This is a genomic window from Janthinobacterium sp. 13 (genome assembly GCF_002749695.1).
Classification (GTDB): Bacteria; Pseudomonadota; Gammaproteobacteria; order Burkholderiales; family Burkholderiaceae_D; genus Janthinobacterium; species Janthinobacterium kumbetense.
The window spans coordinates 2,750,863-2,764,311 of sequence record NZ_PEEQ01000001.1; the positions used below are offsets into that span (position 1 = coordinate 2,750,863).

Genomic DNA, 13,449 nt, shown 5'->3' on the forward strand with positions numbered 1-13,449 from the left:
CCCTCGGAGGGTGAGTGACAGCCCCGGACTACCGATCAGTAACGGTAGTGTTCAGGTTTATAAGGGCCTTCCGTGCGCACGCCGATGTAGTCGGCTTGCTCTTGCGTCAGTTCCGTCAGCTGCGCATTCAACTTTTTGAGTTGCAAACGAGCGACTTTTTCATCGAGGTGTTTCGGCAAGGTGTACACGCCGACCGGGTAGTTGGCCGTGTTCGCGTACAGCTCGATCTGGGCGATCGTCTGGTTGGCGAACGACGAGCTCATCACGTACGACGGGTGGCCCGTGCCGCAACCGAGGTTGACCAGGCGGCCTTCGGCCAGCAGGATGATGCGGCGGCCCGACGGGAAGATGATGTGGTCGACTTGCGGCTTGATGTTTTCCCACTCGTATTGTTTCAACGAAGCAACGTCGATTTCATTGTCAAAGTGACCAATGTTGCAGACGATGGCCTGGTCTTTCATGCGCGTCAGGTGATCGTGCGTGAGGATATGGTAGTTGCCGGTACAGGTGACGAAAATGTCGCCGTGTTCGCAGGCGTAATCCATGGTCACGACGCGGTAGCCTTCCATCGCCGCCTGCAGTGCGCAGATCGGATCGACTTCCGTCACCCATACTTGCGCCGACAGGGCGCGCATGGCTTGCGCCGAACCCTTGCCGACATCACCGTAACCGGCGATGACGGCGACCTTACCGGCGATCATCACGTCGGTGGCGCGCTTGATGCCGTCGACCAGCGATTCGCGGCAGCCATACAGGTTGTCGAACTTCGATTTCGTGACGGAATCGTTCACGTTAATCGCAGGGAAAGCCAGCTTGCCTTCCTTGTGCATTTGATACAAACGGTGCACGCCGGTGGTGGTTTCTTCCGTCACGCCGAGGATTTCCGGCAGGCGCTTCGAGTACCAGGTCGGGTCGGCCAGCAAGTGTTTCTTGATCGAGTTGAACAGGCAGATTTCTTCGTCCGAACCGGGGTTGGCCAGCACCGACAGGTCGGTTTCCGCGCGCACGCCCAGGTGCAGCAGCAGGGTGGCATCGCCGCCATCGTCGAGGATCATGTTCGAGTAGACGGCCTTGCCGTCCACGTTCGGCCATTCGAAGATGCGGTGCGTGTATTCCCAGTAATCGTCCAGCGACTCGCCCTTGACGGCGAACACAGGCGTGCCAGCGGCGGCGATGGCGGCGGCGGCATGATCTTGCGTGGAGTAAATGTTGCACGATGCCCAACGCACTTGCGCGCCCAGTGCTTCCAGGGTCTGGATCAGCACGGCGGTCTGGATGGTCATGTGGATGGAACCGGTGATGCGCGCGCCTTTCAGAGGCTGCGCTGCCGCGAATTCTTCGCGGATGGCCATCAGGCCAGGCATTTCCGTTTCAGCAATCTTGATTTCTTTGTCGCCCCATGCGGCCAAGGTGATATCGGCGATGGTGTAGTCGTGTTGCGATTTGAGTACGGCGTTCATCACGCCCTCCTTTCAGTTGTTGAAAAAGGTACGTGAGCGCAGTTGCAGGATATTCCGAGCCTGGCGAATTTCTTCGTCGCAACGCTCCTCGGACACGGGATTTTATCATTGTCAAGGCCGCCGCGCCAGCCTGTTTGCACGGCATTGCCACGTAACAACACATAAAAAAAGCGCCCGCGGCCAGCAGGCCGGGGCGCTTTTCTTGCAAATCCGACTAGATTACTTCAGGCCGGCAGCGTCGCGCAGCAGGGCGACCTTGTCCGTGCGTTCCCACGTGAATTCCGGCTCTTCGCGGCCGAAATGGCCGTAGGCGGCGCTCTTCTGGTAGATCGGGCGCAGCAGGTCGAGCATTTGCACGATGCCTTTTGGACGCAGATCAAAGTGCGCCAGCACCAGCTTGGCGATTTCCGCGTCGGGAATCACGCCCGTGCCTTCCGTGTAGACGGTGATGTTGATCGGCTTGGCCACGCCGATGGCGTAGCTGACCTGCACCTGGCATTGGCGCGCCAGGCCGGCCGCGACGATGTTTTTCGCCACGTAGCGGGCCGCGTACGCTGCCGAACGGTCGACTTTCGACGGGTCCTTGCCCGAGAACGCGCCGCCGCCGTGCGGGGCTGCGCCGCCGTAGGTGTCGACGATGATCTTGCGGCCGGTCAAGCCGCAATCGCCTTGCGGACCGCCGATGACGAAACGGCCCGTCGGGTTGACGAGGAATTTGGTCTCCGTCAGCCATTCGCGCGGCAGGATCGGCTTGATGATTTCTTCGATGACGGCTTCTTCGATCTGCTTGTGCGAGATTTCCGGCGCATGCTGGGTCGACAGCACGACCGTGTGCACGCCGACCGGGCGGCCATCGACGTAGCGCAGCGTGACTTGCGATTTCGCGTCCGGACGCAGCCATGGCAAACGGCCATCCTTGCGCAGCTGCGACTGGCGCTCGACCAGGCGGTGCGCGTAGTGGATGGCGGCAGGCATCAGCTCGGCCGTTTCATCGCAGGCGTAACCGAACATCAAGCCCTGATCGCCAGCGCCTTGATCCAGGTCAATACCCGCACCTTCATCGACGCCTTGCGCGATGTCCGGCGATTGCTTGTCGTAGGCCACCAGCACGGCGCAACCCTTATAGTCGATGCCGTATTCGGTGTTGTCGTAGCCGATGCGTTTGATGGTTTCGCGCGCAACTTGAATATAATCCACATTGGCGTGCGTGGTAATCTCGCCAGCCAGCACCACCAGACCGGTGTTGCACAGGGTTTCGGCAGCCACGCGGGCGGCTGGATCCTGGGTCAGGATGGCGTCAAGGATGGCGTCGGAAATTTGATCGGCAACCTTGTCGGGATGGCCTTCCGAAACGGATTCGGAAGTGAAGAGATAGTCGTTTGACATTGCAAGCTCCTGTTTACTATGTGAATGTTCTGTCGCAGTAAAGAGGATTTTGCCTGCGACGCTTTAGCGAGATTTATATTCCGCATCGCAAGTTGTCTATTAACTCAGCGGTTACTGCATACGTGGTATTTTACGCTTCTTAAAAAATTTTGGCACGGCAACACGCCATTCCTGGAAACAGCTTATACATGTTAGTCCCAATTTTCCGCTTCTTATCGATCTTTCCCCTGCCCGTCCTGCATGGTCTGGGCGCTGCGCTCGGCTGGGTAATTTACGCCATTTCCCCGTCCTACCGCCGCCGCATGCGCGAGAACCTGCAAGGTGCGGGGTTTTCGCAACACTTGCACACGGCCGTGGCCGAAGCGGGCAAGAGCGTGCTGGAACTGCCGTTCATCTGGTGCGCGCCAGCCGAACGCGTGGCGCGCCATGCGACGGTGGAAAACTGGGAACTGGTGGAAAAAGCGCTGCAGCACGGCCGCGGCATCGTCTTCCTGACGCCGCACCTGGGCTGCTTTGAAATCGTCGCCCAGCAAATCGCGCTGCGCACGCCGCTCACCGTGATGTACCGTCCGCCCAAGCGCGCCGCATTGAAGCCGCTGATCGAAGGGGCCCGCGCGCGCGAAAACCTGATGCTGGCGCCGGCCAATATGTCGGGCGTGCGCATCTTCGCCAAATGCCTGAAGAAAGGCCAGCCCATCGGCCTGCTGCCCGACCAGGTGCCGCAGGAAGGCGAAGGCGTGTGGGCCGATTTCTTCGGCCGCCCCGCCTACACCATGACCCTGCCCGCCAAGCTGGCACAGATGGGCGGCGCCGAAGTCATCATCACCTACGCGGAACGCCTGCCGGGCGGGCGCGGCTATGTCGTGCATTTCGTGCCCTTCACCGAGTCCCTCGACAGTACCTCGGCCGAGCAGGCGCGCACCATCAATGCGGCCATGGAACAATTGATCGCGCGCAGCCCGGCGCAATACCTGTGGAGCTACAATCGCTATAAAGTGCCGCGCGGCGCGCCGCCGCCCACGCCGGCCGCGCCGGATGCCGCCGGGGAGCAGGCATGAGACTGCTGATCGCCTTCATGTGGCTGCTGCACTGGCTGCCCTTGCCCATCCTGGGCCGCTTCGGCGTGGCCGTCGGCAGCCTGCTGTTCATCGCCATGCCCACGCGGCGCAAGATTGCCCTGACGAATCTGCGCCTGTGCATGCCGGAATTGACGGAAGCCCAGCGCGTGGCGCTGGCGCGCCAGCATTTCCAGGCGTATTCGCGCAGCGTGTGGGAACGCAGCATCCTGTGGTGGTCGTCGGAAGCGCGCCTGAACCGCCTGATCAAAAAGGTGCCCGCCTTCCCGGGCCAGCAGATCGCGGCCAAGCCGACCATCCTGCTGTGCCCGCACTTTGTCTGCCTCGACGTGGCCGGCGCCGCCACGGCCATGGAAATTTCCGCCTCGTCGATGTATGTGCAGCAAAAGAACGCCGCCTTCGACCAGGCCTTGCGCAACGGCCGTTCGCGCTTCAAGCCGCCCAAGCTGTTTACACGCCAGGACGGCATCAAGACGATCCTGCGCGCGCTGCGTGACGGCTTGCCGTATTTCATGCTGCCGGACATGGATTTCGGCGAAAAGGATGCGGAATTCGTACCCTTCTTCGGCGTGCCCGCCGCCACCCTGACGGCCACGGCGCGCCTGGCGCTGGCCGCCAAGGCGCAAGTCATTCCCGTCATCGCCACCTTCCTGCCCAATTACCAGGGCTGGCAAGTGACGTATTACCCGGCGTGGGACGATTATCCGGGCGACGACATCACGGCCGCCACGCGCCGCATGAACGAATTCATCGAAGAGCGCGTGCGCGAAGCGCCGGCCGAATATTTCTGGACGCATAAGCGCTTCAAGACGCGTCCGGAAGGCGAAGCATCGTTCTACAACCAGCACAAGTGATACGGCAGACCATGAAACTCCAATTTACCAAAATGCATGGCGCCGGCAATGACTTCATCGTCATCGACGCCATCCATCAAGAGATCGACCTCACGCCGGCCCAGTGGCAGCACCTGGCCGACCGCCGTTTCGGCATCGGCGCCGATCAGATCCTCGTGGTGGAAAAGCCGCGCCTGCCCGGCTGCGACTTCCGCTACCGCATCTATAACAACGATGGCGGCGAAGTCGAGCAATGCGGCAACGGCGCACGCGCCTTCGTCAAGTTCGTCAGCGAAAAAGGCTTGTCCGACAAGACCAGCATCCGCGTGGAAACCATGGCCGGCATCATCGCGCCGCGCCTGGAGATCGACGGCAGCATCACGGTCGACATGGGCGCGCCCGTGCTGGAGCCAAAGCTGGTGCCGTTCGACGCCAGCGGCATCGATGGCATAGCGCAAGGCAAGGACACCGTGTGGCCGCTGGACCTGGCGCTGCCAGGCCAAACGTCGCCCGTGCTGGTGTCCGTCGTGTCGATGGGCAATCCGCATGCCGTGCAAGTGGTTGACGATGTCGATGCGCAAGACCTGGACGCGACGGGCCCGCGCATCGAGCACCACCCGCGCTTTCCCCGCAGGGTCAACGCCGGCTACATGCAGATCGTCGACCGCCAGCACGTGAAACTGCGCGTGTTTGAACGGGGCGCGGGTGAAACCCTGGCATGCGGCACGGGCGCCTGCGCCGCCGCCGTGGCCGGCATCTTGCGCGGCTTGCTCGATTCCCCCGTGCGCATCGGCGCGCGCGGCGGCGAACTGTCGATCGCCTGGCAAGGCCCCGGCCATCCCGTCCTGATGACGGGCCCGGCCGTGACCGTGTTCGAAGGCACGATCGAGCTGTAAGCGGGTGAAAGTCAGGCTGCCAGGAACTGCTGTTCCTGCGCGACATCAAGTTCCGCCAGGTAGCACTTCAGGCGGTACAGGCGCTGCCGATAATTGCCTTCCGGCCCCGCCACGCCGCAATCAACGCGCTCGAACAGGCGCACCGCCTGGTCGAGCAACTGGCGCTCCTGCGCCGTGCGGATCAATGCCAGGCGCCGCTTGCCGCGTCCATGCGTGGCGCTGATATCGATCAACAGACAATGCCCCTGGTCGGCCGCGTGTATATCGAGCAACAATGCCTCGGCACGCGACAGATGAAAGCAGCGCGCCAGCGCCAGCCGCATCGCCAGCAGGGGATGGCTCTGGCCCAATTGCCGTAAATGCCCATCGGCGTGCATGGCGGCGCACTGGCCCCAGTCGCCGGGTTCGCCTTGCGGCGCGATCTTCGCCAGCGCCACCTCCGCCTCGCGGCTGCCTTGCGCCTGCGCCTGCAGCAGCCAGTACGCGGCCCGCACATCGTTGTTGACGCCGTCGCGGCGATTACGCCAGGCATGCATGCCGCACTCGAGCTGGGCCGGGCCATGCCCCAGGTCGGCGGCACGCTCCAGGCAGGAATGGGCTTCGACCACATTGCGCTGGGAAAATTCCGGTTTCGTATAGATGCGCGACAGCACGAACCAGGCTTCGGCCAGTCCCTGCTCGCCAGCCTGCGTCAGCCAGCGCACGGCCCGCTTGAAATTGGCCGCGCCGTTGCGCGTGGCCAGCCGCTGGCCATGCGCATCCATGCGCGCATAGCCGAGTCCCAGCTCCAGCTGCGCCGTACGGTCACCGCCATGCGCGGCCAGCTCGCAACACTGCCAGCCTTCGGCATCGCCGCCAGGCGCCAGGGCCTGGGCGCAACGCGACAGCAGCAACACCTGCTGCGCGTCGAGGGCGATCGTGCGCGCCCCGGCCGCCGCCTGGCGCTGCAGCAACTCGCGCGCCAGCGGCAAGCCTTGCGACAGGAAGCCCGCATGGTTGCCCTGGCTCCAGGCCTGCTCCAGCCACGAGTACAGCGGCGCGTCGCCATCAAGGACTTGCTCGCCAGCAAGGCTGGTGTCCGGCCCGGCAGCGGCAAGCGATCCCTCTTGCATGGACAACAACCATTGCGCATCGGGCAAGCCGGCCCGCACGGCCGCGTCCAGCGCCACGCGCGCCTTGGCGCGCAAGGCTTCACAGTGGCTGGCGGCATTGCCCAGCACCAGTTGCGCCAGCACCAGGCCCGCCTGCACCAGGCCCGCATCGAACGCCTGCGCGTAATAGGGAATCAGCGCCTTGGCTGCCGGTTGCGCCACTTCGAACGGCACGTGCGTGCCAATCAGCAAGCAGGCTTCCTCGCTATCCTCCTGGGCCGCCCGCGCCAGCCAGTGCAAGGCCGTGGGCAGGCTTTGCGGCACACCCTGTCCAAACAGATACACCCGTCCCAACGCCAGCTGGCAAGCGACATCGCCCGCGCGTGCGCCCTTGATCAATCCTAATGTTTCGCGATTTGCCATCGATTCTCGATATTGAGTCAATGATTCTAATAATAGTGAGCCATCTCCAGGCCCATCCATGCAGGCCGTCCCTTAGTGTAACGTCCTTGTGTCATAAATCCGACTAAGCCCGCTTAAGAACTTGATTCAACGCAACAATGTACTGGCCCTGACGCGCCAAGATGGCGAGGCGCCGCTGGCGCAACGATGGAAGAACGCTGGCCCTCGGCGCGGGATCGGCAGAAACCGTGCGTTACGAAAATACAACAGGGGCATGCAGTTATGCCGCTTTTCACCAATCTTTTCACGCACATTTGACCAATCCCGCACGTCTTGCGCGCCGACGAATTAAGGTTCATTCATCGAAACGCGACAGTTAGCGCATTTCAATCTGCTCGGATCTCGGACGGAACTCACTTTTAATAGGGAATAAGACATGAAAAAATCACTCGTTGCCCTCGCACTCTTCGGCGCCTTTGCCGCCACAGCACAAGCGCAGTCGTCCGTCCAAATCTACGGCACGATCGATGCTGGCCTGGGCAAATTGACTGGTGAAACCACCAAAGTCACCAAGCGCGACAACAACAAGCTGGGTTTCAAGGGCACGGAAGATCTGGGCAATGGCTTGAAAGCTATTTTCCAACTGGAAATTCGCTATGAATCCGACACGGGCACCATCGAAAACACCTCGGGCATCAATTCGCGTCCCCTGTTCCAGGGTCAAAGCCGCGTCGGCCTGCAAGGCGACTTCGGTACCGTACGCCTGGGCCGTGGCCTGACCGCCTTCCAGGAATCGAGCACCGCATTCGAACCATGGTCGGGCATGCCTACGACCGCCGGTTTCCAGACCGACCTGACCGTTGCCGGCTACACCAGCGATCCACTGAGCGCGCCAGGCAACTCGCGTAACCGCTTCTCGAACGCCGTGTTCTATAACTCGCCAGTCATCAGCGGCTTCCAGTTCAACGCCACTGTCGCCGCCAAGGAAGCCAATAACAACGCAGCTGTCAACAACCCGCCAGGCTCCAACAACTACTTCGTGCCAGCCAATGCCGTACCGGCGTCGAACCCATACTCGATCTCGGCCACGTACAACTATGGCCAATTCGCCGGTATGGCCGCGTATGAGCGCAATGGCCTGCAAGCCAAGCTGTGGTCGGTTGCCGCATCGTTCAATCCGGTAACGGAACTGAAACTGATGGCGTCGTACCAGCATCAGGATGACAGCAAATTCAAGATCATCAACACCGACACCAAAGCATGGCTGGTTGGCGCCAACTACGACGTCGGCCCAGGCAAGGTTCGCGCTGGCTACGGTCAAAAAACGCCAGACGGCGTGGCCAAGACCAAGCAGGCATCGCTGGGCTACGACTACAACCTGTCGAAGCGCACCTACCTGTACGCGGACATCTCGAACCGCAAGGATGTTGTTTCGAAGACCTACATCGGTCTGGGCGTACACCACAACTTCTAATGCCCGGCCTGTCACCCTCCGCGGGTGATTGCTGAGCTAAGAATGCAAGGCGGCATGGGCAACCATGCCGCTTTTTTCATGCGCGCGCGGAAAATGCATCGACGCCGGCCCCTTTGCGCCTATGCCGCCGCACTCTCGGTTAGAATGAAGCGTTCAACTTTCACTGACAGATATTCTCAATGACCGCCACACTCGATTCCAGCACCGTCGCCCAGTACCTGAGCGAGCACCCGAATTTCTTCGAAGAGCATACCGCCCTGCTCGGTGAGGTCAAGCTGAGCAGCCCGCTGACGGGACGCACCATCTCGCTGCAGGAGCGGCAGATGGAAGTGATGCGCGACAAGTACAAGGCGCTGGAACTGCGCATGTCCAAGCTGAGCCGCCTGGCCGAGGAAAATGGCGACATCGCCAGCAAATTCCACGGCTGGAACCAGGCCATGCTGCAAGTGCGCAACGATGCGGACATGCCGCGCGTGCTGGTCGACGCCTTGCAAAGCAATTTCGACGTGCCCTGCGTCAGCCTGCGCCTGTGGCAAGTGCTGCCGGAACACGCCAATGGCTGGTTCACGGAAGATGTGACGGCCGACGTGCGCATGTTCGCCAACAGCCTGCAAGCGCCGTACTGCGGCAGCAACCGCGATTTCGAAGCCGTGCACTGGTTGCAGGCCGACAAGATCGAATCGACCGTCATGATCGCCCTGCGCGCCCCGAACACCACGGGCACCTTCGGCTTGCTGGTGCTCGGTTCACCCGACAGCGAACGCTTTACCTCGAGCATGGGCACGGACTTCCTCGTGCATATCGGCGCCACGGCCAGCGCCGCCCTGGCCGCGCTGCGCGCCGGCACGCCTGCCTGAGCACGCCATGGAGGCGCGCGGCAAGGCTGACTGGCTCGACGCCTATCTGGCGCAGCTGGCCACGCAGCGCAAGCTGTCGCCGCATACGCTGGACGCCTACGGGCGCGACTTGCGCACCTTGCTGGAACTGAGCGGCAATACGCCCTGGACGGCACTGGCGCACAATGAAGTGCGCCGCTACACGGCCAAGCTACACGCCGGCGGCCTCGACCCGCGTTCGATCGCCCGCAAGCTGTCGTCGTGGCGGGGATTTTTCAACTGGCTCAGCGGGGAAACCCCGCTCGACGCCAATCCCGTCGACGGCATCCGCGCCCCCAAGCGGGCCAAGACCTTGCCGAAAGCCCTGTCGGTGGACGATGCCGTGCGCCTCGTGGCGCCCGCGCAACACCAGCAAGGCGCCGCCGAACCGGAACAGCTGTGCAACCGCGCCATGTTCGAACTGCTGTACTCGAGCGGCTTGCGCGTGTCCGAACTGACCAGCCTGGACACCCACTATTGCAAGGCCGACGGCGGCCAGCCCGCCTCGCTGGGCTGGCTCGACATGGCCAGCTTCGAAGTCATCGTCACGGGCAAGGGCAACAAGATGCGCAAGGTGCCCGTCGGCAAGGCGGCCCTCGTGGCCCTGACCGCCTGGCTGGGCGTGCGCCCGCCAGCGGCCGATGGCAGCGCTGCCTTGTTTTTAAGCACGCGCAGCACGCGCATCTCGCCCCGCGTGCTGCAGCTGCGCCTGAAGGCGCACGCGCTGGCGACGGACATTCCCGCCAACGTGCACCCGCACGTGCTGCGCCACTCGTTCGCCTCGCACGTGCTGCAATCGTCGGGCGACTTGCGCGCCGTGCAGGAAATGCTGGGCCATTCCAGCATCACCTCGACCCAGGTCTACACGGCCCTCGACTTCCAGCACCTGGCGCACGTGTACGACCAGGCGCACCCGCGCGCCAAGCTCAAGTAGGCAGCGGCGCCGGTGGGACGGCCTGATCCATATCAAGCGGATGGGCGCGCATTTGCAAGCTTTTGCAAAATTCCGGCATAATCGTCCGCATTCTTCCGCTTGCGCGGCGGCACCACCGATTACAAGGCATCTCTCATGGCACTGATTCCAACCACCATCCTCACCGGTTTCCTGGGCGCAGGCAAAACCACCTTGCTCAACCGCATACTGCAGGAAGAGCATGGCATGCGCATCGCCGTGATCGAAAACGAGTTTGGCCAGGAAAACATCGATAACGAGATCCTGGTGCAGGATAGCAACGAGCACATCATCGAGATGAACAACGGCTGCATCTGCTGCACCGTGCGGGGCGACCTGATCGTGGGCCTCACGGAACTGGCGCGCAAGCGCGACGCCGGCTTGCTGGCGTTCGACCGCGTCGTCATCGAAACGACGGGCCTGGCCAATCCCGGCCCCGTGGCGCAAACCTTCTTTGTCGACGAAGAAGTGGGCAGCCACTACATGCTCGACGCTATCCTCACGGTAGTCGATGCCCGCCATGCCATGAAGCAACTGGACGAATACGAGGAAGCCCAGCGGCAAGTGGGCTTTGCCGACAAGCTGCTGCTGTCGAAAACCGACCTCGTCAGCGAAGACGACGTGGCCGCGCTGACGCGCCGCCTGAAACGCATCAACCCGCGCGCCCCCATCGCCAAGGTCGATTTCGGCCGCGCGCCGCTGGCCGAGGTGCTCGACATCCGCGGCTTCAACCTGAATGAAAAGCTGGAACTGGACCCGGATTTCCTGGCAACGGAAACGGCGCACGTCCACGACCACGATCACGCGCATGAGCGCGCAGATGAGCACGCAGATGAGCACGGCCACGGGCACAAGCATGAGCACAGCGACGCCTGCGCCACCGATTGCGGCCATGCCGACCATCACCATGCGCAGCACAGCGACGATATCGCCGCCTTTGTTTTCAAGAGCACGCAACCGTTCGACAGCGCCAAGCTCGACGAGTTCCTCGGTGGCCTGGTGCAAGTGTATGGCCCGCGCATGCTGCGCTACAAGGGCGTGCTGCTGATGCAGGGCGCCGAGCGCAAGGTGGTCTTCCAGGGCGTGCACCAGCTGATGGGCAGCGACCTGGGCGCCAAATGGGGTGAAAATGAAGTGCGCGGTAGCAAAATGGTGTTTATTGGCAAGAATCTACCAAAAGACATTTTTATTCGCGGACTCGAACAATGTTTGGTATAAACTAGCCGGGTTTTGCAAAGTATCCGTTGCAAAGCAGAAACAAAAGGGAAAGTTAAGCACGCTTTCCCGCTGTCTGACACCCGTCTTGCTGGCATAAACCAACAAGTAGCCGTTTCTGATCGGCTAGTCAACAAATCGGGATGGCAATATAAAGCAAAGCGTGCCAAAATCAGCGACGAAAACGGCCCATGTCGTTCGCCTGTCATGAAATGCTGGCAAACTGCCGCTGGCCGCATGCCAGGCATGCAACCGATCCACCCAACACGCCTGTTGACGCGCGCATAGCGCGACTGGCATAGAGCGGTAAAAAGTTATCAACATGGCACCTTAGCCGGCCGGTAGTCCTGGCTTTCGCCGGCAAGCCAAGGTCGCACGCAGTACAGCGGGACAGCAATGCCAAGCGGAACCTGTACAGTTGCTCGGTATCGCCGCATCAACTGATCAATTTGAAAACTCTGTCGTATCGAAGGTAAGCGAAGTTATGACCAAAACTAATAAATCGACCCCGGCCGCCAACCAAGACATCCCTCTCATCAGCGAAGACCAAATTCGCGCCATGAGCGAAGATGACTACATGAATCCGGCACAACTGGCATTCTTCAAGGCGCGCCTGCAGCAGCTCGAAAAAGACTTGCTGAAAAACGCTGGCGAAACCACGGAACACTTGCGTGAAACCGTGCTCGTACCGGACCCTGCCGACCGCGCCACCATCGAGGAAGAGCATGCGCTGGAACTGCGCACGCGCGACCGCGAACGCAAATTGCTGAAGAAAGTGCAGCAATCGATCGCCAGCATCGACGCCGGCGACTATGGCTGGTGCGAAGAAACGGGCGAGCCTATCGGCATCCCGCGCCTGATCGCCCGTCCGACCGCCACCCTGTCGCTGGAAGCCCAGCAACGGCGCGAACTGAAGCAAAAGCTGTACGGCGACTGATCGCCCTCCCCTTGCGCGGCCGCCCCGGCGGCCCGCGATGGCGAATAAAAAAGCACACGACCTCCGGTTGCGTGCTTTTTTTTCGTCCCGCGCCGACTACACTGAAGCAAACACTGCCGCTTGCAATTGCCTTTTCCATCCCCACTTTTGAGCCATGGGCGCGCAATCGCATGGCCTTGCACGCATCGGCACGAATCTTTTGAGGTCACTATGGAACAATTTCACGGCACCACCATCCTCTGCGTCCGGCGCGGCAAGCAAGTCGCCCTGGGCGGCGACGGCCAGGTAACGCTGGGCAACATCGTCATGAAGGGCACGGCCCGCAAAGTGCGTAAGTTGTATCAGGGCAAGGTCCTGGTCGGCTTTGCCGGCGGCACCGCCGACGCATTCACCCTGCTCGACCGCTTCGAAGGCAAGCTGGAAAAACACCAGGGCAACCTGCTGCGCGCCTCCGTCGAACTGGCCAAGGACTGGCGCACCGACCGCGTGCTGCGCCGCCTGGAAGCGATGCTGCTGGTGGCCGACAGCGAGTCGACCCTCGTCATTACGGGCAATGGCGACGTGCTGGAACCGGAAGACGGCATCGGCGCCATCGGCTCGGGCGGCACCTACGCCCAGTCCGCCGCCAAGGCCCTGCAGGAAAACACGGAGCTCTCGCCGGCCGAGGTGGTCAAGAAATCGCTGACCATCGCCGCGGAACTGTGCATCTACACGAATATGTCCCACATCATCGAGACCCTGGACTAAGAGTCCCCGAGAAAACGCCCATGGCTGCGTTGCATGGCCTGGGCGTACAAAAAGGTAGTGCCTGCGGCCAAGCGCCTTGCCCTGAACGTTTTTCGGGCACTCTAC

12 protein-coding genes and 1 riboswitch are annotated in these 13,449 nt (G+C 61.8%); of the genes, 9 read left to right on the plus strand and 3 right to left on the minus strand.

Features of this window, described 5'->3' with window-relative positions; translation table 11 throughout:
- Positions 1–35: 35 nt before the first annotated feature.
- Both ahcY and metK read right to left on the minus strand, forming a co-directional pair.
- The gene (ahcY, locus tag CLU94_RS12090) at positions 36–1,460 is read right to left on the minus strand and encodes an adenosylhomocysteinase (protein WP_092713571.1); all 1,425 of its coding nucleotides are present in this window, start codon (positions 1,458–1,460) and stop codon (positions 36–38) included.
- 27 nt (positions 1,461–1,487) lie between these two features.
- A riboswitch (S-adenosyl-L-homocysteine riboswitch) is annotated at positions 1,488–1,556 on the minus strand.
- Positions 1,557–1,679: 123 nt separating this feature from the next.
- Positions 1,680–2,846 carry a methionine adenosyltransferase gene (gene metK / locus CLU94_RS12095; RefSeq protein ID WP_034783537.1) on the minus strand — a complete coding sequence of 389 codons (1,167 nt, stop codon included), beginning with the start codon at positions 2,844–2,846 and terminating at the stop codon, positions 1,680–1,682.
- Positions 2,847–3,034: 188 nt separating this feature from the next.
- Here metK and CLU94_RS12100 point away from each other — a divergent pair, with 188 nt between their 5' ends.
- The 3 genes from CLU94_RS12100 to dapF are packed head-to-tail and all read left to right on the plus strand — an operon-like array spanning position 3,035 to position 5,651.
- Positions 3,035–3,904: a lysophospholipid acyltransferase family protein gene (locus CLU94_RS12100; protein WP_099665787.1), complete on the plus strand. Its 870-nt coding sequence runs from the start codon at positions 3,035–3,037 to the stop codon at positions 3,902–3,904.
- Positions 3,901–4,776 (plus strand): LpxL/LpxP family acyltransferase, encoded by an 876-nt coding sequence (locus tag CLU94_RS12105; RefSeq protein WP_077398734.1) that lies wholly within the window; start codon positions 3,901–3,903, stop codon positions 4,774–4,776. Before CLU94_RS12100 ends, CLU94_RS12105 begins: the two co-directional genes overlap by 4 nt.
- A gap of 11 nt (positions 4,777–4,787) precedes the next feature.
- The gene (gene dapF, locus CLU94_RS12110; protein WP_099665788.1) at positions 4,788–5,651 is read left to right on the plus strand and encodes a diaminopimelate epimerase; all 864 of its coding nucleotides are present in this window, start codon (positions 4,788–4,790) and stop codon (positions 5,649–5,651) included.
- Between the two features lie 11 nt (positions 5,652–5,662).
- On the opposite strand, the gene CLU94_RS12115 is transcribed toward dapF, so the two are convergent.
- A complete protein-coding gene (locus CLU94_RS12115) occupies positions 5,663–7,165 on the minus strand; it encodes a tetratricopeptide repeat protein (protein WP_099665789.1) in 1,503 nt (500 codons plus the stop codon).
- A 415-nt stretch (positions 7,166–7,580) separates the two neighbouring features.
- On the opposite strand from CLU94_RS12115, the gene CLU94_RS12120 reads away from it, so the two are divergent.
- The 6 genes from CLU94_RS12120 to hslV all read left to right on the plus strand — a co-directional run bounded on the left by CLU94_RS12120 (position 7,581) and on the right by hslV (position 13,344).
- Positions 7,581–8,618, plus strand: a complete 1,038-nt coding sequence (locus CLU94_RS12120; protein ID WP_099665790.1) for a porin — start codon at positions 7,581–7,583, stop codon at positions 8,616–8,618.
- 179 nt (positions 8,619–8,797) lie between these two features.
- Complete coding sequence (locus CLU94_RS12125) at positions 8,798–9,475, plus strand: DUF484 family protein (protein WP_099665791.1); 678 nt, start codon at positions 8,798–8,800, stop codon at positions 9,473–9,475.
- A gap of 7 nt (positions 9,476–9,482) precedes the next feature.
- A complete protein-coding gene (locus tag CLU94_RS12130) occupies positions 9,483–10,427 on the plus strand; it encodes a tyrosine recombinase XerC (protein ID WP_099665792.1) in 945 nt (314 codons plus the stop codon).
- A 135-nt stretch (positions 10,428–10,562) separates the two neighbouring features.
- Entirely contained in the window at positions 10,563–11,663 is a 1,101-nt protein-coding gene (locus CLU94_RS12135; protein ID WP_099665793.1) for a CobW family GTP-binding protein, read from the plus strand.
- A 481-nt stretch (positions 11,664–12,144) separates the two neighbouring features.
- A complete protein-coding gene (gene dksA, locus CLU94_RS12140) occupies positions 12,145–12,597 on the plus strand; it encodes an RNA polymerase-binding protein DksA (protein WP_034753066.1) in 453 nt (150 codons plus the stop codon).
- Positions 12,598–12,807: 210 nt separating this feature from the next.
- Positions 12,808–13,344 (plus strand): ATP-dependent protease subunit HslV, encoded by a 537-nt coding sequence (hslV, locus tag CLU94_RS12145; protein WP_099665794.1) that lies wholly within the window; start codon positions 12,808–12,810, stop codon positions 13,342–13,344.
- Positions 13,345–13,449 lie beyond the last annotated feature (105 nt).